This window comes from Achromobacter sp., from assembly GCF_057314935.1.
Genome location: NZ_DBHKZA010000044.1, coordinates 25,663 through 51,265, shown reverse-complemented (window position 1 = coordinate 51,265; position 25,603 = coordinate 25,663). Strand labels below are relative to the sequence as shown.

The window sequence follows — 25,603 nt, the reverse complement described above, 5'->3', positions numbered from 1 at the left end:
CCTGCCGTGCCGCGGTCATGACGGCCACGGTATCATCAAGGCTCTGCTCGTTGATCCTATTAGCCTGAGTCTACCGATGCCTGCTGCCCAATTGCGTTTTGGCTTGGCCGCCAATCGACTGCACCACGAAAGCCCCGATGCCGCCTTGTTCACCTGGCTGCGCGCGTGCTCATCCACGATCCGCGAACTGGGCGTGCAACTGCACACCGTCGGCCGCACGCATGATGCGATCGTGCGCGAAGGCATGCTGCAGGGCTACAGCGGCTTGATCCGCTACCCGTATGGACGCGAGGGCGGCTTGATGAAGCTGGTGGCCCGCGTGACCGAGGGCCGTGACGGGCAGGCGCCGTTCGATGGCGCGATCTATCTGATCGACCCGGTGGACCCGTCTTCGATCTTCCCCGAGGCGCTGGCGTTGAAGCGCCAGTGCATCACGCACGGCCGGCCGTTCATTTCGACGCTGGCCGGCGCGATCGAATGGATGGAAGTCGAACGCGTGCACGCCGGCCTGGCGCCCGACGTGTCGGCTTCGCGCCTGTTCAACTTCACGGGCCAGACCTTGGCGATGATCGCCCACGATGCGTTGAAGGACGAGATGGTGGCATTCGCCAGCGAACATTTCGACGTGCTGTCGCAGTTTGCGCGGCGGGTGGCGACGGGCACGACCGGCGGCCGCTTGAACGAACTGGCATGGTCGCGCGGCTGGCCCAAAGACACGCCGTGGGTGCACCGCTACCTGAGCGGGCCGCTGGGCGGCGACGCGCAGATCGCGGAACTGGTGCTGGAGCATCAATGCCAGCGCGTGATCTTTTTCGAAGATCCGCACGTGGCGCGCCAGCACGAGGCGGACATCCAGCTGCTGGAACGCGCCGTGCGCGTGGTGACGGAATCGGCTACCTGCGCGACGTCGCCGACCGTGGCGCGGCGTTGGGCGCAGGCGGTGGAAAAGCGCGCCGGCCTCATCTGACCGCGGTCATGCCGGCGGCCGGCCGTCGATGATGATCCGGCTGACCTGATCGGCTACGGCCGAGGCCGCCATCGACAGCGGCAAGACGTCCGAGCGGCAAAGAAAGACCGGGCGGGTCATGCGGGGCTGCTTGATGCGGTGGAGCACCACGTCCCCGCGCATGGCCTCGGCCCGCACGGCCTCATACGACAGGATCGTGTGCGCCAGGCCCGCCTGAACCAGTTCTATCAATTGCGGGATCGCGTTGGCTTCGGCGATGACGCGGAAGGCCGCGTGCTCCTGTTGCTGATATTGGTCCAGCAGCCTGCGCAGGCTGTGCGGGTTGCCGGGCAGCACGAGCGGCAGCCCGGCAAGCGCCTGCAGGCCCATCGCGGGCAGCGCGTCGAGTTCGACGGCACGCGGCTTCGCCCGGTTCCGCGGCGGAGGCGGAGACACCACCACCAGTTCCTCATCGATCAGATGCTGAAAGCGCAGGTCGACGGCGGCTTCGTCGCTGAACGTCAGGCCCAGGTCGGCATGCCCCGAACTGACGAAGCCGGGAATGTAGCCGGTGCTGGACTCGATGATCTTGAGATACACGCCAGGCCAGTGCGCAAGGCTGAAGCGCAGCAATGGCACGGCCACCAGCTTCGCCATGGACATCGACATCGCCAGCGATACCGTGCCGCGCGGGGCGGTCAAGTCTTCGCGCACATCGGCGCGGGCCGCATCGATACGGCCCAGGATCTCGCGTGCGTGCGCAACGAGGCGCGTGCCGGCGGTGGTGGGCGCGACGCCGCGCGCACTGCGGTGCAGCAGCACCACGCCCAGGTCTTCCTCCAGGTTGCGGATCAACAGGCTCAGCGCGGGCTGGGCGACATGGAGCGCGGCCGCGGCGCGGCTGATCGAGCCTGCGGAAACCACGGCGACAAAGCACTGCATAGCGCGAATCGACATCGACATGAAGGCACTCGACGAGGGTAGATATCAAGATTTTATTATGGGCCGCATATAAAAACGGTATTTCTCATATATCTGCCCGCTTCGCATAATGCAGCGCCACCATCGAAAAACACACGGAGACATCATGGCGCTCATGAAAGCACTGGCTGCCGCGCTTGCGGCAACCGTTCTGGCCTCGCCGGCCGTTGCGGATTCCTGGCCCTCGAAACCCATTACGCTGCTGGTGCCGTTCTCGGCCGGCGGCCCGACCGATTTCATCGCCCGACTGGTGGCGGAGCCGCTCTCGCGGGAACTGGGGCAGCAGGTCATCGTGCAGAACAAGCCCGGGGCAAGCGGCAACGTCGGCTATCAAAGCGTGCTGAATGGGCCGGCAGACGGCTACACGCTGATGCACAACACGGTGGGGATGCAGGCGATCAATCCGTTGATGTATCCCAGCGCGAAGATGCATCCGCTGCAGGACTACGTGCCGGTCGGCATCACCGGCGCCATGCCGAACCTGTTGGTCGTCAACCCCGAACGGACGCCGGTGAAAACGCTGGACGAACTGGTCGAGCGCGGCCGGGCGACGTCCAACGGGCTGAGCTACGCCACCTTCGGGCCGGGAAGTTCGCCGCATGTGTACGGCGCGCTGCTGCAGAAGGCCGCCAAGTTCCAGGCGGTGGGCGTCGCCTACAAGGGCAGCGCGAACGCCGTGACGGACGTCATCGGCGGGCAGATCGATTTCCTGTTCGACAGCATGTCGACCAGCATCGGGCAGGTCCAGGCCGGCAGGCTCAAGGCGCTGGCGATCACCTCGGCAGCGCGTTCGCCGATGTTGCCTGACGTGCCGACCCTCAAGGAAGCCGGCTATGGCAGCCTGGACCTGAAGTTCTGGTTTTCGCTGCAGGTGCCGGCCGGTACGCCGCCTGAGGTGGTGACGAAGTTGCGCGTCGCCGTGGCGAACGTCGTGGCGAGCGACGCCTACCGCAAGGCCATGCAAGAGCGGGGCGCGGAAGCCTTGCCGGTGGCGCCGGTTGACCTGGACGCCTTTTTCAAGCGCGAAACGGCCCAATGGACCGACGCCGCCAACGCCGTGGGGCTGAAGGCCGAATGATGAACCTGCCGACTTCTGCACGCATGGCGCCGCTCAAGGACATCACCGTCCTGGATTTGAGCAAGGTGTTGGCTGGACCGCTTTGCGGCCAGTATCTGGGCGAGCTGGGCGCCCGGGTGATCAAGGTCGAGCCCGTCGGCACGGGTGACGACACGCGCGCCTGGCTGCCGCAGGACGCCGGGCAATCGGCGACCTTTCTGGCGGTGAACCACAACAAGCGCAGCCTGGCCGTGGACTTGAAGACGGAAGCGGGCAGGGCGGTGGTGCACCGGTTGGCCGAGCAGGCGGACGTGGTGCTGCAGGGGTTCGGCGGCAAGACCGCGGCGCGCCTGGGCGTGGACTACGACACGCTCAGCCGCCTGAATCCGAAGCTGATCTATTGCGAGATCTCGGGATATGGCCGTGAAGGTCCGATGGGCGAGGAGCCGGGGTATGACGTGATGCTGCAAGCGTTCAGCGGCATGATCAGCACCATGGGCGAACCGGGCGGCAGCTACGCGCGCGCCAGCTTCTCGCCGGTTGACCTGGGCACGGGTTCTTTCGCGCTGAGCGGAATCCTGGCGGCACTGCTGGCCCGCAGCCAGACTGGCGTGGGCCAGTACCTGGACGTGTCGCTGCTGGATACGTCCCTGGGACTGATGTCGTACATGGCGCAGAACTACTGGCGTACCGGGAAGATTCCGCAACGGATGGGTACGGGGCACCCGGCGATGTGCCCGTATCAGGCGTTCCGCGCGGCGGATGGCGATCTGATGCTGGGCGTCGGCAATGATGCGCAATGGCAGCGCTTTTGTGCTGTGGCGGGTTTGCTGGATGTCGTTGACGCGCCGGAATTCGCAAGCAATGCGGCGCGGGTGCGGAACTTCGACGCGACCGTGGCGCTGGTGCAGGCGCGTATCCAGACGCGCACCGTGGCGCAATGGCTGGCGGCATTGAAGCCCGCCGGAATCGCGTGCTCGGCCATTCATACCCTGGATCAGGCGCTGGCGCACCGTCAAGTCGCGGCGCGCGAACTGATCGTGACGACCCGGCACCCTGTGCTGGGAGAGGTGCGCAACATTGGCTTGCCCGTGCGCTTTAACGGGCAGCCCAGGCAAGCCGCGCGGCCGGCGCCGCTGCTTGGCGAACACAGCCGGGAGATCCTGGCGGACCTGGGCTATACGTCTGGAGAGATCGAGGCGATGCTCGCCGCAGGCAGCGTGCAGGCGGCGACGCCGTTTACGGAATCGGGAGAACCGGCATGACCTATCTGCGTTACGAGGTCCGCGACCGGGTCGCGGAGATCCATCTATGCCACGCGCCGGTCAATGCGCTGGATGTGGACATGCTGGACGCGCTGATCGCCGCGCTCGAACGCGCCAACGCCGACGCCCATGTGCGGGCCGTGCTGCTGGCCAGCGAGCTGCCCGGCAGGTTCTGCGCGGGGCTCGACATGAAGAAGCTGCTGGCGAGTTCGCCCGTGCAGGTCCACGCGCTCTTGACCCGGTTGTACATCAAGCTCTACGACGCGCAGTTCAACATGACCAAGCCGTCGATCTCGGTGGTGTCGGGCGCGGTGCGCGGTGGCGGCATGACGGTGGCGATATCCAGCGACATGATCGTTGCGGCGGACACCGCCACCTTCGGCTACCCCGAGATCGATGTGGGGGTGCTGCCGGCGATCCACTATGCGCATCTGCCCGCCATCGTGGGCAAGCACCGGGCGTTCGACCTGCTGTTCACGGGCAGGACGTTCAGCGCGCAGGAGGCGCACGCATCGGGCCTGGTGACGCACGTGGAGCCGGAAGCGCAACTGCTGGACGCGGCGCGCACGCTGGCGCAATCCCTGGCGCGCAAACCGCCGCAGGTGCTGGCGATGGGGCGGCGCGCTTTCGTATTTGCCAACGACAACGACTACCGCCGCAAGCTGGCGACGGCGGTCGAGGTGTTCTGCAATGCGGCGGCGACGCCCGACGCCGCAGAAGGTCTGGCCGCATTCGTGGAAAAGCGCAAGCCGGTCTGGCGCGACCCGCAGGCGTGATCCGTCATTCGCCCTTGAAATCGGGCGTGCGTTTTTCGAGGAACGCCTGCACGCCTTCGGCGAAATCGGCGCGGGATGCTGAATCCAGAAAGCGCGCCGTCTCTTCCGCCAGTTGCGTCTCCAGCGACGCATGCTCGGCCGAACGCAGCAGGTCCTTCGCGCCCGCGATGCCATGTGGCGCGTGGCGGGCAAGCTCGTCGGCGTAGCCCTTCGCCGCCGTGTCCAGTTCGCCGGCGGGCGCGACGCGGGTGAGGATGCCCCAGGTCAGCGCATCGCTGGCGGTGAAGGCGTCGTGGCGCAGCAGCAGGTCCAGCGCGCGCCGGGAACCGAGTACGCGCGTCAGGCCGTGCGTCATGCCCGCGTCGGGAGTGGCCCCCAGCTTCAGGTAGGCGGTCATGTAACGGGTGCCCGCGTCGGCGATGGCGAGGTCGCAGGCCAGCACCAGCGATAGCCCGGCGCCGGCCGCCACGCCATGCGTCTGCGCCAGCCAGACCTTGTCCATGCGCCCGATGCGGGAGATGAAATCATTGAGCGGCGTGAAGAGGTCTTGCAGCGTGCTGCGTACCTGGGCAGGGTCGCCCGTGAACATGCTGATGTCGCCGCCGGCGCAAAACGCCTTGCCGGCGGCGCGCAGGCGCACCACACGGATCGCTTTGCGCGTCTCGAGCCATTGGGCGGCCTGTTGCAGGTCGCGTGCCATCGCGACGTCGATGGCGTTCAGGGCATCGGGACGGTTCAGCGTGAGGGTCGCGACGGTGCCCTCGACTTCAAGCAGCACCGTCTTGAACGTGGGAAGTCCTTGGGTCATGGCGTGTCTCCGTTATCGGGTAAGTACCAGCTGTCGATCCAAAAACCGCGATGCTATGGTCTGAACCGAGCGCTTGCTTGGTTTTTTTGGGCACGCTTAGCGTAACGCATCACAGCACGGCGCAGAAGCACTGTGTGGAGTATTACCGCATTGAACGATTTTCCGGCGCTGGTCTGGCGTAGGTAAAGACAGGTTCGTTGCATCTCCTGGCTCGCGGGTCGCCTGATTCATCGCCATAAAAAATGTCCGCCCAAGGCGGCAAGAACTTCGCGACCAAAAAGCGAGGAGACAAATGGTGGATCAGTCCGAGCAGCCTCCCTTGCTGGAGGTGGATGGGGTTACCTTGGCGTTCGGCGGCGTCAAGGCATTGACCGGCGTGGGCTTTCGCGTGGCGCCGGGCTCCATCACCACAGTCATCGGCCCGAACGGCGCGGGCAAGACCTCGCTGTTCAATACCATTTCCGGGTTCTACAAACCGGCGGCCGGACAGGTCCGCTTCGAAGGCCGCGACATCACGCGCGTGGCTGCGCCCGAGCGCGCCAAGCTGGGGCTGGCGCGCAGCTTCCAGAACATCGCGCTGTTCCGCGGCATGACGGTGCTGGACAACATCAAGCTGGGCCGCCATGCGCACCTGCGCACCAACGTGCTGGACGCCTTGTTCTACCTGGGCCGGGCGCGCCGCGAAGAGATGGCGCTGCGGGCCGACATTGAAGAACGCATCATCGACTTCCTGGAGATCGACCACATCCGACACGCGCCGGTGTCGGCCTTGTCCTATGGCCTGCAAAAGCGTGTGGAGCTGGCGCGTGCGCTGGCGATGAACCCCAAGGTGCTGATGCTGGACGAACCCGTGGCGGGCATGAACCGCGAAGAGACGGATGACATGGCGCGCTTCATCCTGGATGCGCGGTCCGAGTGGGGCGTGACCGTGCTGATGGTGGAGCACGACATGGGCATGGTCATGGATCTGTCGGACCACGTGGTGGTGCTGAACTTCGGGCAGGTGATCGCGGACGGCACGCCCGGCGAGGTGCAGGCCAATCCCGAAGTCATCAAAGCCTATCTGGGGGCGGGCGATGTGGGCGACCTGCGCCGCCGCTTGCGGGAGGCGGCCTGATGGACATGCTGTTCTTCCTGGAAGTGTCGCTGGCGGGCCTGGGCAGCGGTGGGTTGTATGCGTTGGCTGCGTTGGCCTTCGTGATCGTCTACAAGGCGACGCGGGTCGTGAACATCGCCATCGGCGAATTCCTGATGCTGGGCGCCTACGTGTTCTATGCGTTCGCGACGGGCATGGAGTGGCCGATCTGGCTGGCGATCGTAGGCGCCGTGGTGGTGTCGGGCGCCTTGGGCGCGCTGGTCGAACGGCTGACGATTCGGCCCATGCTGGGCGAGGCCCCGATATCGGTGTTCATGGTGACGGTGGGGCTGGCGTCGATCCTGGTCGGCGCGGTGGAACTGATCTGGACCGCCGACCAGCGGCGCTTGCCGGAATTCATGCCGCGCGCGCCGGTGATGGTGGGCGAGGCGTTCGTGGCGCCCAAGGTGTTCTACGGATTCTGGGTGGCCGTGGTGCTGGCGTTGTTGGTGCTGGTGGTGTTTCGCTACTGGCGTGGCGGCGTGGCCTTGCGCGCCACGGCGTCGGATCAGGGCGCCGCCTACGCGATGGGCATCAACGTGCCGCGCGTGTTCTCGCTGGCCTGGGTCGCGGCGGGCGCGCTGGCGGCGGTGTCGGGCGTGATCGTGGGCGCCATTGGCGGCATTTCCTCGTCGATGGGCGTCTTCGGCCTGTCGGTACTGGTGGTGGTGATCGTGGGCGGATTGGACAGCGTGGCCGGCGCCCTGGTCGGTGGCGTGTTCATCGGTCTGCTGGAGGCCTGGGCGGGCGCCTACCTGGGGGGCGAGTACAAGCTGCTGGCCACTTTCATCGTGCTGGTCGTGGTGCTGATGGTCAGGCCGTACGGCCTGTTCGGCACCCGTGAAATCGAGAGGCTTTGACCGATGCGCATCGCGACTGCGAAGCAGACCTACCTGGCCGACGAGTCCCTGTTCGACACGCGCACCCAGCATGTGTGGCTGGCATTGCTGGCGGCTTCGTTGGCCCTGTTCCCGTTCGTGGCCGACGCCTACTGGCTGTATCTGGCCTGCCTGGTGGCCATCAATATCGCCAGCGCGACGGGCCTGAACATCCTGACGGGCTATACCGGGCTGGTCAGCCTGGGACAAGCCGCCTTCATGGGGCTGGGCGCGTATACGGTGGCCGTCATGGAGCTGCGGCTGGGCACGCCGGTGCTGGTCAACCTGCTGGGCGGCGGCGTGGTGGCGATGCTGGGCGGCTTGCTGGTGGGCATTCCTTCATTGCGGGTGAAGGGGCTGTACCTGGCGATCGCCACGATCGCGGCGTCGTTCATCGCCCACTTCATTTTCGCGAACTGGCAGTTCACGGGCGGAACCAGCGGCCTGCAGGTGCCGCCCGCGCGCCTGCTGGGCGTGGACCTGGACACCTCGTTCAAGATCTACTGGCTGATCGTGCCCGTGACCGTGCTGATGGTGCTGGGCGCGGCCAACCTGTTCCGCACGCGCATCGGCCGCGCCTTCATCGCCATCCGCGACCGCGACATCTCGGCCGAAGTGCTGGGCATCCGGCTGTTGCGCTACAAGCTGCTGTCCTTCGGTCTGTCGTCGTTCTACGCGGGTGTGGCGGGCGGCCTGTGGGCCTACTTCTTCCGGGTCGTGACCCCCGAGAGCTTCCCGCTGATCATGTCGATCTTCTTCCTGGCCGCCATCATCGTGGGCGGCATGGGGTCGATCCTGGGTTCCATCCTGGGCGCCGTCTTCATGACGATGGTGCCCGAACTGCTCAAGCTGATCGTGGGCTGGCTGCCGGTGGGCGGCGACGCGCTGCGGCTGGTGTCGCCCGTGCGCACGATCGTCTTCGGCCTGCTGATCGTGGGCTTTCTGATCTTCGAGCCCCACGGGCTCGCGGAAATCTGGCGGCGCGTGCGCCGCTTCTTCCACCTGTGGCCATTCCGGACCTGAGCGCCGTCTGGCCGTTTGCAAGACCCATAAGACCCAAGGAGACACACCATGAAGCGCATCCGGATAGGCAGCGGTTTATCGAGGTTGTTGGCCCCGTTGGGCCTGGCGGCGGCATTGGCGGCGCCCGTCGCGCAGGCGGCCGATGACCTGGTGCTGGGCGGATCGATCCCGTTGAGCGGCGTCTTCGCCTTCGCCGGGCAGGGCATCCATGCGGGCATCACCGACTACGTGAAGATCGTCAACGACCAGGGCGGCGTCAAGGGGCGCAAGTTGCGCTATGTGCCGGAAGACACGGCGTACAAGGTGGATGCGTCGGTGGCGGCCTTCAAGAAGATCACCAGCCAGAACAAGGTGAATTTCTACTACGGCGATTCCACGGGTTTCTCCAAGACCATCAACGCCGAGCTGAATCGCACGGGCGACATCCTGATGACGGGCGCGTCGTTTGCCACCGAGCTGAACGATCCGGCCAAGTATCCCGCGCAGTTCATGCTGGGGCCCGACTACACCGAGATGTTCGGCATCCTGTTGCGCTACATCGCCAAGGAGCAGCCGGGCGCGAAAGTGGCGTTCGTGTATTCCGATACGGAGTTCGGCCGCGATCCGATCGCCAGTTCCCGGGCCGTGGCGGAAAAGCTGGGGCTGAAGGTGGCCACCGAGATCATGACGCCGCCGGGCAGCGTGGACGTGTCCACCGAGGTGATCAAGCTGCGCCGCGCCGATCCCGATTTCACGATCTTCCACGGCTACGTGCTGGCGCCCATTCCGGAATTCGTGGGCCAGGGCAAGCGCATGGGCCTGAAGACCCGCTACATGGGCACGTTCTGGACCATGGACAACTCGACCGTGATGCAGATGGGCGAGGACGCCGAGGGCTTCATGGGCGTGATGCCGTATCGCTATTACTACGATACGGAAGGCGATGCGCCCATGCTCAAGAAGATCCGCGAAATGCGCCCGCAGTACCAGAGCACCGGCTACATGCAGGGATTCTTGGCGGCGATGCTGTTCACGGAGGTGGCCAAGCGCACGTTGGACGCCGGCAAGGAACTGACCAGCGCCAACATGAAGGCCGCGCTGGACGGCATCAAGGATTTCGATACGGGCGGCCTGATCGGCGTGCCGATCTCGATCAAGGGCAATTCCATTCCGGTGGGCCGGATCTATCGCGCCGACGTGAAGCAGAAGCAGATGGTGCCCGCCTCCGATTGGATCGTGTTGAAGTGAGGCGGCCGTGAATCCGGGACTTGACGCGCAAGCCGTGACGACGGCGCCGCCTGAGGCGGTGCTGGACATCAACAATATCGAAGTCGTCTACAACAAGGCGGTGCAGGTGTTGCGTGGCCTGTCCCTGTCGGTGCCCGCCGGCAGCATCGTGGCGCTGTTGGGCAGCAACGGGGCCGGCAAGTCCACGACGCTCAAGGCCGTGTCGGGGCTGCTGGACCTGGAGGACGGCGCGCTGGTGCGCGGGCATATCGTGTTCAACGGCGGCGATACGGCGGGCGCCAAGCCGCAGAACCTGGTGCGGTCGGGGCTGGCCCACGTGATGGAAGGCCGCCGGGTGTTCGAGGACCTGACCGTGGAAGAAAACCTGGTGGCGGCGACGTATGCGTTGACCGGGCGGCCGGGCGCCAAGGTCGATTTCGATCTGGTCTACGGCTATTTTCCGCGCCTGTTCGAACGGCGTCGCGGCCTGGCCGGCTATCTGTCGGGCGGTGAACAGCAGATGCTGGCCATCGGCCGCGCGCTGATCGCACAGCCCCGGCTGATGCTGCTGGACGAGCCGTCTCTGGGCTTGTCGCCGATGCTGGTGGAGAGCATCTTTTCCATCATCGCCCGCATCAACGCCGAGCAGGGCGTATCGATGCTGCTGGTGGAGCAGAACGCATCCGTGGCGCTGGCCGTGGCGCATTACGGCTACATCATGGAGACGGGCAAGGTGGTGATCGACGGCACCGCCGACAAGCTGGCGGCGGATCCGGATGTGCGCGAGTTCTACCTGGGCGTGGGCGGCACGGGCGAGACCCGCGGGTTTCGCGACATCAAGCACTACAAGCGCCGCAAGCGCTGGCTGTCATGAAGGACAAGACCATGATCGCCTCTCTCGATACGGCCGCCTGGCCCGAGCTGACCTTGCCGCAGATGCTGCGCGAGCAGGCACGGCGCCAGCCATCGGCCATCGCCATCCGGCAAAAGGATTTCGGCATCTGGAAGCCGCTGACGTGGGCGGACTATTGGCGGCGCGCCTGCCGCGTGGGGCTGGGCTTGCGGGCCCTGGGCTTGAGCCGCGGCGGGCGGGTGGCCATCGTGTCCGAGAACCGGGTGGAGTGGCTGCTGACGCAGCTGGGTGCGGGCGCCGTCGGCGGCGTGGCGGTGGGCGTGTATCCGACCAGTCCGGCCGAAGAGATGGGCTATGTGCTGGAGCATGCGGACGTGGAACTGGTGGTGTGCGAAGACCAGGAGCAGACCGACAAGGTGCTGCAAGTGGCCAGCCGCCTTCCTTTGCTGCGACGCATCGTCATGATGGAGACCAAGGGCTTGCGCTCGTACGCGCCGGGCGAGCGGGCGCGCATCACGACGTTCGCCGACGTCGAAGCGGACGGCGCCGGGCGGGAGGCCGCAGAGCTGGCGGGGTTGAACTCGGTGCTGGACGCGCAGTCGCTGGACGATACCGGCCTGATGATCTATACGTCGGGTTCCACCGGCAAGCCCAAGGGGGCGATGCTGAGCTATCGCAACATGCGCGGCGTGGCGCCGGGCATCGCGGACCGGCTGTCGATGGACGCGCGCAGCGTGCATCTGTCGTATCTGCCGCTGTGCCATGTGGCCGAGCAGATGCTGTCGACCTTCGTGCCGCTATACCTGGGTTCGCAGGTGAACTTCGGCGAATCGATCCGCACGGTGCAGGAAGACCTGCGCGAGGTGGCGCCGACCATTTTCCTGGGCGTGCCCCGCATCTGGGAAAAGCTGCACGCGTCGATATCGATCAAGATGCAGGAGGCCGGACGCTTGCAGCGGTGGCTGTACCAGCGGGCGCTGGCGGCGTGCGCGCCGTTCCTGGAGAAGTCGCCCGCGCAGTACACCGCGCGCGAACGCTTGACGCATGCGCTTTGGTATTGGCTGGTGTTGCGCGCCTTGCAGAACTTCATCGGCCTGCGGCGCGTGCGGGTGGCGATGACGGGCGCGGCGCCGATTCCGCCTGACGTGGTGCGCTACTTCCGCAATCTTGGCGTGCCGCTGCTGGAGGTCTATGGGCTGACGGAGTCGGCCGGCATGATCTTCGGCCAGCATCCCGACCGCGTGAAAGTCGGCACGGTGGGCGAACCGATCCTGGGCGCGGACTGGAAGATGGGGGATGCCGGCGAACTGCTGGTGCGCGGCGACATGGTGTTCCAGGGTTATTACAAGCACGCCGAGGCGACCGCCGACACGGTCCGCGACGGTTGGCTGCATACGGGCGACGTGGTGGCTGAGCTGGACGGCAGCGTCCGGATCGTCGACCGCTTGAAGGACATCATGATCACGGCTGGCGGCAAGAACCTGACGCCGTCCGAGATCGAGAACGCGGTCAAGGGCAGCCCCTATGTGAAGGAGTGCATCGTGATCGCCGATGGCCGCAAGTACGTGTCGGCGCTGATCCAGCTGGAGTTCGACACGGTGGGCAAGTGGGCGGAATCGCGCCGCATCGCGTTTACGCATTTCCGGTCGCTGGCCGAATGCGCGCAGGTGCGGGAGCTGGTCCAGCAGGAGGTGTCGCGCGCCAATGCGGGCCTGGCGCCCGTGGCGCAGATCAAGCGCTTCCATCTGCTGACCAAGGAACTGGACCACGACGACGGCGAGGTGACGGCGACGATGAAGGTCAGGCGCGCCAGCATCTACCGCACCTACGCGAACGAAATCGAAACGCTCTACGTTGAGGAGACGCTGGCATGAACGAAGCCGTGATCGTGGAAGCGGTGCGCACGCCCTTTGGCCGCCGCGGCGGGTGGTGGGCCGATACGCGGCCGGATACGTTGCTGGCCCAGACGGTGGCGGGGCTGCTTGCGCGCGCCGGACTGCCGGCCGCCAAGGTCGAGGACCTGATCGCGGGCTGCGTCAGCCAGGCGGGCGAGCAGGGCGCCAACATCGGGCGCCTGGCCGCCATGTTGGCGGGCCTGCCGGAAAGCGTGCCCGGCGTGGCGCTGAACCGCATGTGCGGGTCCAGCCAGCAGGCGGTGCATTTCGGTGCGCAGGCCATTGCCGCCGGCGACATGCGGTATGTGGTGGCCGGGGGGGTCGAAAGCATGAGCCGGGTGCCCATGTTCCTGGACGTGACGTTGGGGCAGGGCGAGTTCCGCGGCTTTGAGTCGCTGAATCCCGCGTTGCTGGAACGCTATCCGTTGATCCATCAGATCGAAAGCGCGGAGCGCATTGCCGACCATTGGCAGCTGTCGCAGGCGGCGATGGACGAATGGGCGCGGGAAAGCCACGCGCGCGCCTGGGCGGCCGCGAAAGCGGGGCTGCATGCGGAATTGCTGTCGGGTCCGCAAGGGACCGGGCAACGGGATGAAGGGATACGCGAGACAACCGACCCGGCCCGCATGGCGGCCATGGCGCCTGCGATGCGTGCCCCGGGACAAGGCGGCGTGACTGCCGCCAATGCCAGTCAGCTGGCGGACGGCGCGGCGGCGGTCCTGCTGGCCGACCGCGACACCGCGCTGGCCGACGGGCTGCGGCCGCGTGCGCGTTTCCTGGCGCGGGTAGTGGTGGGATCGGATCCCGTGATGCAGCTGACGGGCGTGATTCCGGCCACCCGGCTCGCGCTGGCCCGCGCGGGCCTGACGCTCGAGGACATCGACTGGATCGAGATCAACGAGGCCTTCGCCAGCGTGGTGCTGGCCTGGCAACGTGAGCTGGACGCCAAGCTCTCGCGTGTGAATCCGTGGGGCGGCGCGATCGCGCATGGGCACCCGCTGGGCGCGACCGGCGCAGGGCTGATGGCCAAGATGCTGGCCGGGCTGGAGGCGACGGAAGGCGAGTTCGGGCTGCAACTCATGTGCATCGGCCATGGCATGGCGACGGCGACCCTCATCCAGAGGCTGTGAGCGCACATGGAAAAGACCGAAGTCACCGCGCCGCGGGAAGAAGGCGCAGATTCCGACCGCCGCCGCGAACTGGTGCTGGCAGCGGGCCGGCTGTTCTGCAAGCACGGCTACGAGCGCACGACGGTGCGCGAACTGGCGCGCGCCGTCGGCCTGCAGTCCGGCAGCCTGTTCCACCATTTCCGCAGCAAGGAAGAGATTCTGGTGGCGGTCATGAACAACGGTATCCAGGAGGTGATCGACGATGGCGAACGGGCGCTCGCGTGGTACGACGGGCCGGCCGACCGCCTGGCGGCGCTGTTCCGGGTCCATATGTGGAGCATGCTGCACGGCGCCGGCGGCGATGCGATGAATGCGCTGGTGTATGAATGGCGCAGCCTCTCGGCGCCCAGTCAGTCTGCCGTGAAGGCGCTGAGCGACCGCTACGAGGCCATGTGGCAATCCGTGGTGTCGGGCGCCGTGGACGCCGGGCTGGTCAAGGGTGATGCGCGCGTCGTGAAGCGCTGCGTGCTGGGGGCGATGAATCTGACGGTGCAGTGGTACAAGCCCGGCGGGCGGCTGGCGCCCGCCGAGTTCATTGATGCGATGTTGCTGGCGGCCTTGCCGACCCTGCCCCCGGGCGTGGGGACGTGGCCGGTGGTAGCGGTCAGCCGCGGCGCTTGAGGAAAGCGCCCACGGCGCAGGCGATGCCCAGCGCCAGCAGCGAACCCGCCACGGGAAGCAGGAAGTCCGCTTCGCCGTGATAGCCGCCGCCGGTGACGCCGCCCGCCACGCCACCCATCCACAACAGGGCGGTCAGCAGTGACGCCACGACGGCGATCGCTGCGGCGATGCACAGCGCGATGAAGATCGGGCGGCGCGGCCGCACGGGTTGGTAGGGCGCGCCCGGCTGGACGCGGCGGGGTTGCTTGATCCAGTAGACCAGCCCCGCCACGACCAGCAGCAGCATCAGGATCTTGAAGATCATGACGCCGCCTGCTGCTTAGTCTTCACGGCGCAGGTGCGGGAAGAGAATGACGTCGCGGATGCTGGGGCTGTCGGTCAGCAGCATGACCAGGCGGTCGATGCCGATGCCGCAGCCGCCCGTCGGAGGCATGCCGTATTCCAGGGCGCGGATGTAGTCCGCGTCGTAGAACATGGCTTCTTCGTCGCCAGCGTCCTTGGCTTCGACCTGCGAGCGGAAGCGTTCGGCCTGGTCTTCGGGGTCATTCAGCTCGGAGAAGCCGTTGGCGATTTCGCGGCCCGTCATGAACAGCTCGAAACGCTCGGTGATGCCTTCGCGCGTGTCGGACGCGCGCGCCAGCGGCGACACTTCGACCGGGTAGTCGATGATGTAGGTCGGGTTCCAGAGCTTGGCTTCGGCGGTCTCTTCGAACAGCGCCAACTGCAGCGCGCCCAGGCCGGCGCGCGACAGCACGGGGCCGTCGGCGTCCGCGCCCAGCTTCTTCAATTCGGCGCGCACGAAGGCGGCATCGTCCAGCTGCGCCTGGGTGTAGCCGGGGGCGTACTTGAGGATGGCTTCGCAGATCGTCAGGCGGTCGAACGGCTTGGAAAGGTCCAGTTCGCGTTCGCCATACGTCAGGACGGCGCTGCCGGTGGCCGAGATGGCGGCCTGGCGGATCAGCTCTTCCGTGAAGTCCATGAGCCAGCGGTATTCCGCAAAGGCCGCATAGAACTCCATCATCGTGAATTCAGGGTTATGACGCGGGCTGACGCCTTCATTGCGGAAGTTGCGGTTGACTTCGAACACGCGTTCGAAGCCGCCGACGATCAGGCGCTTCAGGTAGAGCTCGGGCGCAATGCGCAGGTACATTTCCATGTCCAGCGCGTTGTGGTGCGTGACGAAGGGCTTGGCCGCCGCGCCGCCCGGAATCGGGTGCAGCATGGGGGTTTCCACTTCGAGGAAGCCGGCGTTCAGCATGAACTGGCGGATGCTGCCCACGGCCTTGCTGCGCGCTTCGAACGTGCGGCGCGTGGCGTCCGTCATGATCAGGTCGACGTAGCGCTGGCGGTAGCGCAGTTCCTGGTCGGCCACGCCGTGGAACTTGTCCGGCAGCGGGCGCAGCGACTTCGACAGCAGGCGGGCAGTGGCGGCATGCACCGACAGTTCGCCCTTGTTGGTCTTGAAGACCGACCCTTCGATCGCGATGATGTCGCCGATGTCCCATTGCTTGAACGCGGCGTAGTTGTCTTCGCCCAGCGTGCCGCGGTCCAGGTAGATCTGGATGCGGCCGGTGCTGTCTTGCAGCGTGGCGAAGCTGGCCTTGCCCATGACGCGCTTGAGCATCATGCGGCCGGCGACCTTGACGGTGACGGGGGCGGCGGCCAGGGCTTCCTGCTCTTGGCCGTCGTATTTGTCATGCAGGGCCGCGGCGCGGGCGTCCGGAACGAAATCGTTGGGGTACGCGACCCCGGTTTCGCGCAGTTTGGCCAGCTTGGCGCGCCGTTCGGCGATCAAGCGGTTTTCATCCTGGGCGGGGGCCGGAGTGGTCGAGTGGTCGGTCATGGTCGGGGGATCAGTCGTAATTGCGGATGTCGTCGATTTCAGTCGTGCCGAAATCTTCGCGATCCAGGTAGGCGAGGATGCGGGTGGCCACGTTGGCGGGCGAAGCCAGCTTGCCGGTGGCGTGGAAGTCCTGGAACTTGGCCAGCGCCGGGAAACTTTCCGGGTCGCTGGAGCGGATGGCGACCTGCATGTCGGTGTCGACGATGCCGGGGGCCAGCGCGACGATGCGCGCGCCGGCATCGCCTTGTTCCTGCTTGACCACGCGCGAGTACATGTCGAGGGCGGCCTTCGTGGCGCAGTACACGCCCCAGCCGGCATTCGGGTTGCGGCCCGCGCCGGAGGAGATGTTCAGCACGCGGCGGTCGGCCGCGAGGTCTTCGACGGCAGCCAGGAAACGCGCGGTCAGCAGCATGACGGCGGTGACGTTCAGATTGAAGGCGGCGGTGATGGCCGCGCTGTCGATCAGGGCGTCGGTGCCGGTCACGGGGTGGACCGTGCCCGCATTGTTGATGAGCAGATAGCGGCGGGCGTCGCGCGGCAGCGCCGAGCAGATGCGTTCGGCGGTGGTTTCAGCGGCCTTCAGGTCCGATAGGTCCACGGACAGTTGTTCCAGCTGCACATCCTGCGAGCGCGCATAGGCGGCCAGCTCGGGGTCTTCGCGGCGCGCCAGCGTGATCAGGCGGGTGCCCGGTTTGGCCAGGCCGCGCGCCATGGCGGCGCCGATGCCGCGCGATGCGCCGGTAAGGATTGCGATGGTGTCAGACATTCGTGGACCTCTGGGTACGGTGAGGGAAAAATCGCGGAACTTAGACGCCTTGCTTCAGGCTGGCCTGGATGAAGGGATCCAGGTCGCCGTCCAGCACTTTCTGCGTGTTGGAGATTTCAACGTTCGTGCGCAAGTCCTTGATGCGGCTCTGGTCCAGCACGTAGGAACGGATCTGGTGGCCCCAGCCCACGTCGGTTTTGGAGTCTTCCAGCTTCTGCTGTTCGGCCATGCGGTTGCGCATTTCCAATTCGTAGAGCTTGGACTTCAGCATCTGCATGGCTTCGGCGCGGTTGCGGTGCTGCGAACGGTCGTTCTGGCACTGCACCACGATGCCGGTCGGGATGTGCGTCAGGCGCACGGCCGAGTCGGTCTTGTTGATGTGCTGGCCGCCCGCGCCGGAGGCACGGTAGGTGTCCACGCGCAAGTCGGCGGGGTTCACGTCGACTTCGAACGAATCGTCGACTTCGGGATAGACGAACACGCTGGCGAACGACGTGTGGCGGCCGCCCGACGAGTCGAACGGGCTCTTGCGGACCAGGCGGTGCACGCCAGTTTCCGTGCGCAGGTAGCCGAAGGCGTATTCGCCTTCGATCTTGATCGTGGCGGACTTCAGGCCCGCGACTTCGCCTTCGGATTCTTCCAGGATTTCGGCCTTGAAGCCCTTGCGCTCGGCGTACTTCAGGTATTGGCGCAACAGCATCGAGGCCCAGTCCTGCGCTTCCGTGCCGCCCGCGCCTGCCTGGATGTCCACAAAGCAGTTCAAGGGATCGGCCGGATTGGAGAACATGCGGCGGAATTCCAGGTCTTCCAGCTTTTCCTGGTAGCCGTCGGCGTCGAGTTCGATGGATTCCAGCGTGGAATCGTCGTCATCGGCCTTGGCCATTTCAAACAATTCGTTGGCGTCGGCCAGGCCCGTGCCCAGGCCCGTCAGTGTTTCCACCACGGTTTCCAGCGCTTTCTTCTCACGGCCCAGGTCCTGGGCGTGCTTGGGGTCGTTCCAGACGGCCGGGTCTTCGAGCTCGGCGTTTACGACTTGCAGGCGTTCAGCTTTGGCATCGTAGTCAAAGATACCTCCGTAGAGCCTGTTCGCGCTCCGCGTAATCGGCGAGGCGGGCTGCGAGCTGGTTCTGACGTTCGGCTTCCATGATGATCCTGTCCTGATGACTTTTGTGCGAAACCTGGCATTTTACCGTGGATGGCCCAACTGCGCGGGCGCGTGTTGCAAGAAGGGGGACGGATCTGGCTCTAGGGGTTTGCGTGAGTCAGGCCGAGTTGTTCAGTTTTTTGTCACCTTGTGCGCTCTAGGCTTGTTTCAGCGGCCGTTGCGTCCCCCTTCGGGACGCCGGACCGCCGTGCCGGCAATCCGCCGGACGATCCCGCCAGAGGACAGGAGACATAGATGGAAAACACGATGACCCCCGGGGTCACGCCGGCGATCCCGGCGAGTGAGGAAGACCGCATCTACCGCAAGGTGGGATGGCGGTTGGTGCCGCTATTGGTGGTGTGCTACGTCGTGGCCTACCTGGACCGCGTGAACGTGGGCTTCGCCAAACTGCAGATGCTGCAGGAGCTCCAATTCAGCGAGACGGTCTACGGGCTGGGCGCGGGCATTTTCTTCATCGGCTACTTCATCTTCGAGATCCCCAGCAACATCATCCTGCACAAGGTGGGGGCGCGGGTCTGGATCGCGCGGATCATGATCACCTGGGGGATCATCTCCGCCTGCATGATGTTCGTGACCAGCGTCCACATGTTCTATGCGCTGCGTTTCCTGCTGGGCGCGGCCGAAGCCGGCTTCTTCCCGGGCATCATCCTGTACCTGACCTACTGGTATCCGGCGGCGCGGCGCGGTCGCATCACGACGTTCTTCATGACCGCCGTGCCCATGTCGGGCCTGATCGGCGGCCCGATCTCCGGGTGGATCATGTCCACGTTCCACGGCGACCATGGCCTGTCGGGCTGGCAGTGGCTGTTCCTGCTGGAGGGCATCCCGTCGGTGGTGATCGGCGTGCTGGTGCTGATCTATCTGGATGACCGAATCAACAAGGCCAAGTGGCTGACGGCGTCCGAAAAGGCGGTGCTGATCCGCAACATCGCCGCCGAAGAGCAGCAGAAGGAAGATCCGCCGATCCGTGCCGCGCTGACCCGTCCGCGCGTCTGGGCCATGGCGCTGATCTACTTTTCGTTCGTGATGGGGCTCTATGGCGTGGGCTTCTGGATGCCCAGCCTGATCAAGAGCACGGGGGTGCAAAGCCCGCTGGCGATCGGTCTGTTGACCGCGATCCCCAACCTGTTCGCCGTGATCGGCATGATCCTGATCTCGCGCAATTCCGACCGTCTTCGCGAGCGCCGCTGGCACGTGGCGCTGCCGGCGCTGTTTGGCGCCGTGGGCCTGTTCTTCTCGGCGGTCTGGAGCGGCAACACGGTGTTGGCGATCCTGGCGCTGACGGTGGCCAACATCGGCATCTGCACGGTGCTGCCGTTGTTCTGGAGCCTGCCGACCGCCTTGCTGGGCGGCACGGCGGCCGCAGCCGGCATCGCGCTGATCAACTCGGTGGGCAACCTGGCCGGCTTCGTCAGCCCGTACCTGGTGGGCTGGCTAAAGGACATGACCGGCACGACCAATACCGGGCTGTACATGCTGTCGGGCTGCCTGGTGGTGGGCGCGCTGGTGGCGCTGGCGCAACCGGCCAGGCTGGTCAACAAATAACCGGATCCGCCCTGGGCGCGGTACTGACGGCGGGGTGCTTGAAAGAGCCCCCGCCGTTTTGCGTCATGCCGCGTGTTCGATGACGAGCTGCACCGACACCATCCCGTTCCAGACGTTCTGCTCCAGCCGGTAGGCGGCCTGGATGTGTTCGGGCAGCGACTGGTCGTGGCCGAACCAGATGGCGTCAAAGCGCTGATGGCCGCGTTCCAGCGACAGCTTCAGATGCTTCTCGCCCACCAGGCGCTGGTTGCGCACGGTGAATTCGTCCAGAAAGAGGGGGGCGGCAAAGCCGGCGCCCCAGACCTGCTGCTGCAGCATGCCCGCGACGTCGGCGTTGGCGTAGCCGGATTCCAGCGATCCGTCGGTTTCGATGACGGGTTCGAAGGTGTCGCGTCCGGTCAGTTCACGCACGGCGGCGTCGAACGCGGGGGCGAAGGCCGGGAAGTCTTCGCGGCCCAGGGTCAGGCCGGCCGCCATCGCATGGCCGCCGAACTTGCGGATCAGGTTGGGATGGCGCTTGGACACGAGGTCCAGCGCGTCGCGCAGGTGCACGTCGGGAATCGAACGGCCGGAGCCGCGGATCTCGTCGTCGCCGGCCGGCGCGAAGGCCAGCGTGGGGCGCCAGAACTTTTCTTTCAGGCGCGACGCCACCAGGCCCACCACGCCCTGGTGCCAGCCGGGGTCGAACACGCAGACCGTGGCGCCCGACGCGGCATTGGGTTCTTCCATGGCGGCCAGCGCCTGTTCGCGCATTTCGGCTTCGATGGTGCGGCGTTCGCGATTGATGTTGTCGAGCTCGCGCGCCATTTCCAGGGCCTGGGCTTCGTCGTCCGTGGTCAGGCAGGCAATGCCCAGGCTCATGTCGGCCAGGCGCCCCGCCGCGTTGATGCGGGGGCCGAGCGCGAAGCCCAGGTCGAAGCCGTTGGCGCTGCGCGGTTCGCGGCCGGCCACGGCGAACAACGCGCGCAGGCCGGGTTGCAACCGGCCGGTGCGCATGCGCTGCAGGCCTTGCGTGACCAGCAGGCGGTTGTTGGCGTCCAGCTTGACCACGTCGGCCACGGTGCCAAGGGCGACCAGGTCGGACAGCGTGTCCAGGCGCGGGCCGCCGTCGGCCGCGTAGACGCCGCGGCGGCGCAGTTCGGCGCGCAGCGCCAGCATCATGTAGAAGATGACGCCCACGCCGGCCAGGTTCTTGGACGGAAAGCCGCAGCCAGGCTGGTTGGGGTTCACGATAGCCAGCGCGTCGGGCAGGGTGTCGCCCGGCAGGTGGTGGTCGGTAATGACGACGCCAATGCCGGCCGCGTTGGCGGCGGCTACGCCGTCCACGCTGGCGATGCCGTTATCGACGGTGATGATGATGTCGGGTTTGCCGCTACGGTGCCGGACGGCCAGGTCGACCACGGCGGGCGACAGGCCATAGCCGGTTTCGAATCGGTTGGGTACCAGGAAGTCGACGTCGGCGCCCATGGCGGACAGGGCGCGCAGCCCGACGGCGCAAGCGGTGGCGCCGTCGCAGTCGTAGTCGGCCACGATCAGCATTTTCTTGCCGGCCTGCAGGGCGTCGGCCAGCACGCCGGCGGCATGCGCCGAGTGCGTCAGCCCGGCGGGCGGCAGCAGCGAAGGCCAGGCCAGCTTGGTCTGGTCGGGGTGGGTGACGCCACGGGCGGCCCACAAGCGGGCGAGCAGGGGGTGGATGCCCGAGGCTTCCAGGACGTGGCAGGCGTCCAGATCGGCCGGACGGATGGTTAAGCGGGGTGTGACCACCAGGCGCTCCAGTTTTTCTTGGGCGCGGGCAGCAAGCCAAGCAGGCCCCCGCGCGGTTTCAGGGTAAGGGCGACCTTGCGGTCGTCGCCCAGCAGCAGCAATTCCGTGGCCGTGTCGGGCACGCCTTTCTTGCCGGCCAGCGGCCGCAGGTGCTGGGCATCCAGTTCGGCAAGCGCGTCCAGCCACGCGGACCAGTCACCCGTGCGCTGGGGCGCATCCAACCCGGTCAGCACGCGTTCGGGTCCGGCCGGCGTGATGGGCCAGGGCGTGCCGCCGCCATACAGCCACAAGGCGTTGACGGGCGCCAGGCCGCGGGCGGCGCGCGCGTCGTTGACGGGGTGTTCGTGCCACGCCATCTGTATTTCATTGAGCAGCCGCCGCCAGGGACGCGTTTCCGTGTCCTGCCGCCACCAGTCGTTCAGGCGCTGGCCGGCCACCACTTGCGGCGAGGCCGTCTGAGGACGCAGGCCGTCGGGCAGCCGCAGGCGCCAGCGCTGGGGCGAAAGCGAATCCACTGAAAATCCGGTGCCTTCGAACAGCGGGCGGGCCGTGTCCAGCAGGGCGGCGGTTTCTTCCGGCAGCAGGTCCATCTGGCCCGGGTCCAGCAGGTTCGCCTGGTCGGCGCCCAGCGCCAGGTGGACCAGTTCGGCCAGCCAGACGGCGTCGCCCGCAGGGGCCTGGCCGGCGGCAAGCAGCGGCCCCAGGCCGGCCCCTTGCAGCAGGCCGGGTTCGGGCGAGTAGCCCGCACGGGTCAATTGCCAGGATTCGAAAGCGGTGCAACCGTGGGCGCGCACGTCGAAGGCGGCCGGCCGCGCCGTGCCGGCCAGCAGCCAACTGTGCAGCGTGGGGGCGCGTTCGGGCAGGAGCTTGGCCAGTTCGGCGGCAACGGGAAGGGCGGGCAGGGCGCCCGGAATGACGATCAGCATGGCGGGGATTGTAGTCCGCGCGGGGCCGGGGAACTAAGCGGCGCCGGCAACTGCCATAGCTTGACACGCCTGGTCGTGGAACCGCACATCCGCGGCGCGATTTCCAGGCCGTTAATGCCATAATGCGCTCGTGCTGAAAATACCCTACGAACTCTGGATAGGCGCCCGCTATGCCGGGTTGGCCCGAATCCGCCAGCGACGCGGGCGCCGCGATCGCTTCATCTCCTTCATCGCCGCCAGCTCCATGGCGGGTATCGCGCTGGGCGTCGCCGCCCTGATCGTGGTGTTGTCCGTGATGAACGGGTTTCAAAAAGAAGTGCGCGACCGCATGCTGTCGGTGCTGCCGCACATCGAACTCTATATTCCTGGCGGCTTGCCGGAGCGGGTGCTGGACCAATGGCAGCAGTTTGCCGACGCGGCCAAGCAGAACCCCGAGGTCAAGGCCGGCGCGCCCTTCGTGGCCGCGCAGGGGATGCTGGTGCGAGGCCAGGCGTTGCGCGGCGTGCAGGTGCGCGGCATCGACCCGGCCACCGAAGGCAACGTGTCGGACCTGCCGCGCCAGATGGTGTCGGGCAAGCTGACCGACCTGAAACCTGGCGGTTTTGGCGTGGTGCTGGGCAATGAACTGGCCGACGGCCTGGGCGTGAAACTGGGCGATACGCTGCTGATGATGGCGCCGCAAGGTTCGATCAGCCCCGCCGGATTCGCGCCGCGCATGCGCCAGTTCACCGTGGTGGGCGTGTTCTCGTCCGGCCACTATGAATATGATTCCTCGCTGGCGTTCGTCGACAACGAAGACGCCGCGCGCGTGTTCCGCGAAAGCGGCACGGCCGGCGTGCGCCTGCGCATCGCCGACATGCAGAAGGCGCCCGAAGTGGCCAGCGAACTGAAGAAAGTACTGCCGCCGTATGTGATGGCCAGCGACTGGTCGCGCAACAACCGCACCTGGTTCGCGGCCGTACAGACCGAAAAACGCATGATGTTCCTGATCCTGGCGCTGATCGTGGCGGTGGCGGCGTTCAACCTGCTGTCGTCGCTGGTGATGGCCGTGAAAGACAAGCAGTCCGACATCGCCATTCTGCGCACGTTGGGCGCGGGGCCGGGCGAAGTGGCCCGCATCTTCCTGGTGCAGGGCGCGCTGATCGGCGTCATCGGCACTTTGCTGGGCGTGGCGGGGGGCATCGTCATCGCCTACAACGTGGACGTGATCGTGCCCTTCATCGAACGGTTGCTGGGCGTGCATTTCCTGCCGCGCGAAGTCTATTTCATCAGCGCCTTGCCGTCCGACCCGCAAATCGGCGATATCGTCACGATCGGCATGACCTCGCTGGTGCTGTCGCTCCTGGCGACGCTGTATCCCAGCTGGCGCGCCTCGCGCCTGCAACCCGCACAGGTGCTGCGCCATGATTGATGCCCCGAATCGTGCGTCGTTGACGCCTGCCCTGCAGGCCGAGAACATCGTCAAGGTCTACGACGAAGGCCCTGCGCGCATCGAAGTGCTCAGCAATGTCAGCCTGTCTGTCGCGCGAGGCGAGATGGTCGCCATCGTGGGCGCGTCGGGATCGGGCAAGAGCACCTTGCTTCACATCCTCGGCCTCCTGGACGTGCCGACCAGCGGTTCGGTGTCGGTCGACGGGAAGCTGGCGATGGGCTTGTCCGAAGCCCGGAAGAGCGCAGTGCGCAACAGCAGCCTGGGCTTCGTGTACCAGTTCCACCATCTGCTGCCCGAGTTCTCGGCGCTGGACAATGTGGCGATGCCGCTGATCGTGCGCCGGGAGAACCGGGACAAGGCCCGTGCGGCGGCGCGCGAGGTGCTGGCGCTGGTGGGGCTTGCCGCCCGCGAAGACCACTTCCCGGGGCAGTTGTCCGGCGGCGAACGCCAGCGGGTGGCGCTGGCGCGTGCGCTGGTGACGCGGCCGGTGTGCGTGCTGGCCGACGAACCCACGGGCAACCTGGACCGCAACACGGCGCACAAGATGTTCGAACTGCTGACCCGGGTCAACCAGGAATCGGGTACGGCGTTCGCCATCGTGACGCATGACCCGGAACTGGCCGCCCGCGCCGACCGCCAGCTGCTGATGGAAAACGGCCGCCTGGTATCGGGATAAGGCCATACGGGTGGATAATCCCGTCGAGGAGGCCACGCCCATGCTGATCGACACCCACTGCCACCTGGACGCTGCCGAGTTCGACGCCGACCGCCAGCAGGTGGCCGACCATGCTTGCGAAGCCGGCGTGCAATCCATTGTGATTCCGGCCATCGAACGCGCCAATTTCCCCATCGTGCGGGACCTGGCCGGCCGGATCGCCGGAGGCGCTTACGCGCTGGGCATCCATCCCTTGTACGTGCAGCGCGCCGACGATTCCGACCTGGATGTGCTGCGCGACACCATCAAGCAGTCGCTGGGGGATCCGCGGTTCGTCGCCATCGGCGAAATCGGCCTGGATTTCTTCGTGCCCGAGATCTCGTCGGGCGAGCCGCGCGAACGCCAGGAACGCTTCTATGCCGCGCAGTTGGCGATGGCCGCGGAGTTCCGCCTGCCGGTGCTGTTGCACGTTCGGCGTTCACAAGACATCCTTCTGAAGTATCTGCGCCGGCATGGCCGCACCGGCGGGATCGCGCATGCCTTCAACGGCAGCGCGCAGCAGGCCCAGGCCTTTATCGACCAGGGCTTTGCGTTGGGGCTGGGCGGGGCCATGACGTACGAGCGGGCCTTGCAGATCCGCCGCCACGCGGTGGAGGTAGACCTGGCGCATCTGGTGCTGGAGACCGACGCGCCGGACATCCCGCCGGCCTGGCTGCACCCCCCGCAGCGCCGGAACCGGCCGGGCGAGCTGGCCCGTATCGCCGGCGTATTGGCCGACCTGCGCGGCATCTCGGCCGCCCAGGTGGCGCATGCCACCACCGCCAACGCCATGCGTGTGTTGCCGCGGCTGCCGGCCGCAATCCTGGCTGACGCCGACTGACTTCCGTCCCCCGA

General features: G+C 66.5%; 24 protein-coding genes. 16 read left to right on the top strand and 8 right to left on the bottom strand.

Annotated elements, in window-relative coordinates; genetic code table 11:
* The first annotated feature begins 76 nt into the window (after window positions 1–76).
* Complete coding sequence (locus ACO6D5_RS17410; protein WP_006225291.1) at window positions 77–967, top strand: methylglyoxal synthase; 891 nt, start codon at window positions 77–79, stop codon at window positions 965–967.
* 6 nt (window positions 968–973) lie between these two features.
* Here the strand turns inward: ACO6D5_RS17410 and ACO6D5_RS17405 are convergent, their stop codons facing one another.
* Window positions 974–1,909, bottom strand: a complete 936-nt coding sequence (locus tag ACO6D5_RS17405; protein WP_485826051.1) for a LysR family transcriptional regulator — start codon at window positions 1,907–1,909, stop codon at window positions 974–976.
* Window positions 1,910–2,033: 124 nt separating this feature from the next.
* On the opposite strand from ACO6D5_RS17405, the gene ACO6D5_RS17400 reads away from it, so the two are divergent.
* Genes ACO6D5_RS17400 through ACO6D5_RS17390 form a run of 3 tightly spaced genes read left to right on the top strand, consistent with a single transcriptional unit; the run spans window position 2,034 to window position 5,025 of the window.
* Window positions 2,034–3,005, top strand: a complete 972-nt coding sequence (locus ACO6D5_RS17400; protein ID WP_485826050.1) for a Bug family tripartite tricarboxylate transporter substrate binding protein — start codon at window positions 2,034–2,036, stop codon at window positions 3,003–3,005.
* The gene (locus ACO6D5_RS17395) at window positions 3,002–4,249 is read left to right on the top strand and encodes a CaiB/BaiF CoA transferase family protein (protein ID WP_485826049.1); all 1,248 of its coding nucleotides are present in this window, start codon (window positions 3,002–3,004) and stop codon (window positions 4,247–4,249) included. Before ACO6D5_RS17400 ends, ACO6D5_RS17395 begins: the two co-directional genes overlap by 4 nt.
* Window positions 4,246–5,025 carry an enoyl-CoA hydratase/isomerase family protein gene (locus ACO6D5_RS17390; RefSeq protein WP_485826048.1) on the top strand — a complete coding sequence of 260 codons (780 nt, stop codon included), beginning with the start codon at window positions 4,246–4,248 and terminating at the stop codon, window positions 5,023–5,025. Before ACO6D5_RS17395 ends, ACO6D5_RS17390 begins: the two co-directional genes overlap by 4 nt.
* A gap of 4 nt (window positions 5,026–5,029) precedes the next feature.
* Here ACO6D5_RS17390 and ACO6D5_RS17385 read toward each other — a convergent pair whose 3' ends face one another.
* A complete protein-coding gene (locus ACO6D5_RS17385; protein ID WP_485826047.1) occupies window positions 5,030–5,833 on the bottom strand; it encodes an enoyl-CoA hydratase/isomerase family protein in 804 nt (267 codons plus the stop codon).
* Window positions 5,834–6,125: 292 nt separating this feature from the next.
* Between ACO6D5_RS17385 and ACO6D5_RS17380 the strand changes: the two genes are divergently transcribed.
* From ACO6D5_RS17380 to ACO6D5_RS17345, 8 genes are read left to right on the top strand one after another with little or no spacing between them, the layout of a single operon-like run.
* The gene (locus ACO6D5_RS17380) at window positions 6,126–6,950 is read left to right on the top strand and encodes an ABC transporter ATP-binding protein (protein WP_006225285.1); all 825 of its coding nucleotides are present in this window, start codon (window positions 6,126–6,128) and stop codon (window positions 6,948–6,950) included.
* Window positions 6,950–7,828, top strand: coding sequence for an ABC transporter permease subunit (locus tag ACO6D5_RS17375; protein WP_315847273.1), 879 nt, complete (start codon window positions 6,950–6,952; stop codon window positions 7,826–7,828). Before ACO6D5_RS17380 ends, ACO6D5_RS17375 begins: the two co-directional genes overlap by 1 nt.
* Before the next feature lie 3 nt (window positions 7,829–7,831).
* Complete coding sequence (locus ACO6D5_RS17370; RefSeq protein ID WP_315847274.1) at window positions 7,832–8,869, top strand: ABC transporter permease subunit; 1,038 nt, start codon at window positions 7,832–7,834, stop codon at window positions 8,867–8,869.
* Window positions 8,870–8,917: 48 nt separating this feature from the next.
* Entirely contained in the window at window positions 8,918–10,096 is a 1,179-nt protein-coding gene (locus tag ACO6D5_RS17365; RefSeq protein ID WP_485826046.1) for an ABC transporter substrate-binding protein, read from the top strand.
* Between the two features lie 58 nt (window positions 10,097–10,154).
* Window positions 10,155–10,949, top strand: a complete 795-nt coding sequence (locus tag ACO6D5_RS17360; protein WP_315847277.1) for an ATP-binding cassette domain-containing protein — start codon at window positions 10,155–10,157, stop codon at window positions 10,947–10,949.
* Window positions 10,946–12,802 carry an AMP-dependent synthetase/ligase gene (locus ACO6D5_RS17355; protein ID WP_485826045.1) on the top strand — a complete coding sequence of 619 codons (1,857 nt, stop codon included), beginning with the start codon at window positions 10,946–10,948 and terminating at the stop codon, window positions 12,800–12,802. The genes ACO6D5_RS17360 and ACO6D5_RS17355 overlap by 4 nt, the downstream gene beginning before the upstream one ends.
* A complete protein-coding gene (locus ACO6D5_RS17350; RefSeq protein WP_485826044.1) occupies window positions 12,799–13,953 on the top strand; it encodes a thiolase family protein in 1,155 nt (384 codons plus the stop codon). The genes ACO6D5_RS17355 and ACO6D5_RS17350 overlap by 4 nt, the downstream gene beginning before the upstream one ends.
* A 6-nt stretch (window positions 13,954–13,959) precedes the next feature.
* A complete protein-coding gene (locus ACO6D5_RS17345; protein WP_485826043.1) occupies window positions 13,960–14,613 on the top strand; it encodes a TetR/AcrR family transcriptional regulator in 654 nt (217 codons plus the stop codon).
* On the opposite strand, the gene ACO6D5_RS17340 is transcribed toward ACO6D5_RS17345, so the two are convergent.
* The 4 genes from ACO6D5_RS17340 to prfB form a co-directional block, all read right to left on the bottom strand.
* On the bottom strand, window positions 14,597–14,917 hold the full coding sequence (locus ACO6D5_RS17340; protein ID WP_485826042.1) for a preprotein translocase subunit TatB: 321 nt from the start codon (window positions 14,915–14,917) through the stop codon (window positions 14,597–14,599). The two genes, ACO6D5_RS17345 and ACO6D5_RS17340, sit on opposite strands and share 17 nt — an antisense overlap.
* Window positions 14,918–14,932: 15 nt before the next feature.
* Window positions 14,933–16,456, bottom strand: a complete 1,524-nt coding sequence (gene lysS / locus ACO6D5_RS17335) for a lysine--tRNA ligase (protein ID WP_315847474.1) — start codon at window positions 16,454–16,456, stop codon at window positions 14,933–14,935.
* A 10-nt stretch (window positions 16,457–16,466) separates the two neighbouring features.
* Window positions 16,467–17,222, bottom strand: coding sequence for an SDR family oxidoreductase (locus ACO6D5_RS17330; protein WP_485826041.1), 756 nt, complete (start codon window positions 17,220–17,222; stop codon window positions 16,467–16,469).
* Between the two features lie 40 nt (window positions 17,223–17,262).
* Window positions 17,263–18,367 (bottom strand): peptide chain release factor 2 gene (prfB, locus tag ACO6D5_RS17325; RefSeq protein ID WP_315846733.1). Its coding sequence is split into 2 segments (ribosomal slippage): window positions 17,263–18,285 and window positions 18,287–18,367, totalling 1,104 coding nucleotides; the frame shifts between segments, so codons are not numbered across the junction.
* A 254-nt stretch (window positions 18,368–18,621) separates the two neighbouring features.
* Between prfB and ACO6D5_RS17320 the strand changes: the two genes are divergently transcribed.
* Window positions 18,622–19,932, top strand: a complete 1,311-nt coding sequence (locus tag ACO6D5_RS17320) for an MFS transporter (protein WP_485826040.1) — start codon at window positions 18,622–18,624, stop codon at window positions 19,930–19,932.
* A gap of 63 nt (window positions 19,933–19,995) precedes the next feature.
* On the opposite strand, the gene recJ is transcribed toward ACO6D5_RS17320, so the two are convergent.
* Complete coding sequence (gene recJ, locus ACO6D5_RS17315; RefSeq protein WP_315846731.1) at window positions 19,996–21,696, bottom strand: single-stranded-DNA-specific exonuclease RecJ; 1,701 nt, start codon at window positions 21,694–21,696, stop codon at window positions 19,996–19,998.
* Entirely contained in the window at window positions 21,678–22,622 is a 945-nt protein-coding gene (locus tag ACO6D5_RS17310) for a hypothetical protein (protein WP_315846730.1), read from the bottom strand. Before ACO6D5_RS17310 ends, recJ begins: the two co-directional genes overlap by 19 nt.
* A gap of 178 nt (window positions 22,623–22,800) precedes the next feature.
* Between ACO6D5_RS17310 and ACO6D5_RS17305 the strand changes: the two genes are divergently transcribed.
* The 3 genes from ACO6D5_RS17305 to ACO6D5_RS17295 are packed head-to-tail and all read left to right on the top strand — an operon-like array spanning window position 22,801 to window position 25,589.
* Window positions 22,801–24,033, top strand: a complete 1,233-nt coding sequence (locus tag ACO6D5_RS17305) for a lipoprotein-releasing ABC transporter permease subunit (protein WP_006225270.1) — start codon at window positions 22,801–22,803, stop codon at window positions 24,031–24,033.
* A complete protein-coding gene (locus tag ACO6D5_RS17300) occupies window positions 24,026–24,730 on the top strand; it encodes an ATP-binding cassette domain-containing protein (RefSeq protein ID WP_315846729.1) in 705 nt (234 codons plus the stop codon). The genes ACO6D5_RS17305 and ACO6D5_RS17300 overlap by 8 nt, the downstream gene beginning before the upstream one ends.
* A 40-nt stretch (window positions 24,731–24,770) precedes the next feature.
* Entirely contained in the window at window positions 24,771–25,589 is an 819-nt protein-coding gene (locus tag ACO6D5_RS17295; RefSeq protein WP_485826039.1) for a TatD family hydrolase, read from the top strand.
* The last annotated feature ends 14 nt before the right edge of the window (window positions 25,590–25,603 follow it).

Excerpts from the sequence above, each read along its gene's own strand:
- ACO6D5_RS17410 (WP_006225291.1), top strand. The coding sequence starts at position 77 with ATGCCTGCTGCCCAATTGCGTTTTGGCTTGGCCGCCAATCGACTGCAC.
- ACO6D5_RS17405 (WP_485826051.1), bottom strand. The coding sequence starts at position 1,909 with ATGTCGATGTCGATTCGCGCTATGCAGTGCTTTGTCGCCGTGGTTTCC.
- ACO6D5_RS17400 (WP_485826050.1), top strand. The coding sequence starts at position 2,034 with ATGGCGCTCATGAAAGCACTGGCTGCCGCGCTTGCGGCAACCGTTCTG.
- ACO6D5_RS17395 (WP_485826049.1), top strand. The coding sequence starts at position 3,002 with ATGATGAACCTGCCGACTTCTGCACGCATGGCGCCGCTCAAGGACATC.
- ACO6D5_RS17390 (WP_485826048.1), top strand. The coding sequence starts at position 4,246 with ATGACCTATCTGCGTTACGAGGTCCGCGACCGGGTCGCGGAGATCCAT.
- ACO6D5_RS17385 (WP_485826047.1), bottom strand. The coding sequence starts at position 5,833 with ATGACCCAAGGACTTCCCACGTTCAAGACGGTGCTGCTTGAAGTCGAG.
- ACO6D5_RS17380 (WP_006225285.1), top strand. The coding sequence starts at position 6,126 with ATGGTGGATCAGTCCGAGCAGCCTCCCTTGCTGGAGGTGGATGGGGTT.
- ACO6D5_RS17375 (WP_315847273.1), top strand. The coding sequence starts at position 6,950 with ATGGACATGCTGTTCTTCCTGGAAGTGTCGCTGGCGGGCCTGGGCAGC.
- ACO6D5_RS17370 (WP_315847274.1), top strand. The coding sequence starts at position 7,832 with ATGCGCATCGCGACTGCGAAGCAGACCTACCTGGCCGACGAGTCCCTG.
- ACO6D5_RS17365 (WP_485826046.1), top strand. The coding sequence starts at position 8,918 with ATGAAGCGCATCCGGATAGGCAGCGGTTTATCGAGGTTGTTGGCCCCG.
- ACO6D5_RS17355 (WP_485826045.1), top strand. The coding sequence starts at position 10,946 with ATGAAGGACAAGACCATGATCGCCTCTCTCGATACGGCCGCCTGGCCC.
- ACO6D5_RS17350 (WP_485826044.1), top strand. The coding sequence starts at position 12,799 with ATGAACGAAGCCGTGATCGTGGAAGCGGTGCGCACGCCCTTTGGCCGC.
- ACO6D5_RS17345 (WP_485826043.1), top strand. The coding sequence starts at position 13,960 with ATGGAAAAGACCGAAGTCACCGCGCCGCGGGAAGAAGGCGCAGATTCC.
- ACO6D5_RS17340 (WP_485826042.1), bottom strand. The coding sequence starts at position 14,917 with ATGATCTTCAAGATCCTGATGCTGCTGCTGGTCGTGGCGGGGCTGGTC.
- lysS (WP_315847474.1), bottom strand. The coding sequence starts at position 16,456 with ATGACCGACCACTCGACCACTCCGGCCCCCGCCCAGGATGAAAACCGC.
- ACO6D5_RS17330 (WP_485826041.1), bottom strand. The coding sequence starts at position 17,222 with ATGTCTGACACCATCGCAATCCTTACCGGCGCATCGCGCGGCATCGGC.
- ACO6D5_RS17320 (WP_485826040.1), top strand. The coding sequence starts at position 18,622 with ATGGAAAACACGATGACCCCCGGGGTCACGCCGGCGATCCCGGCGAGT.
- ACO6D5_RS17310 (WP_315846730.1), bottom strand. The coding sequence starts at position 22,622 with ATGCTGATCGTCATTCCGGGCGCCCTGCCCGCCCTTCCCGTTGCCGCC.
- ACO6D5_RS17300 (WP_315846729.1), top strand. The coding sequence starts at position 24,026 with ATGATTGATGCCCCGAATCGTGCGTCGTTGACGCCTGCCCTGCAGGCC.
- ACO6D5_RS17295 (WP_485826039.1), top strand. The coding sequence starts at position 24,771 with ATGCTGATCGACACCCACTGCCACCTGGACGCTGCCGAGTTCGACGCC.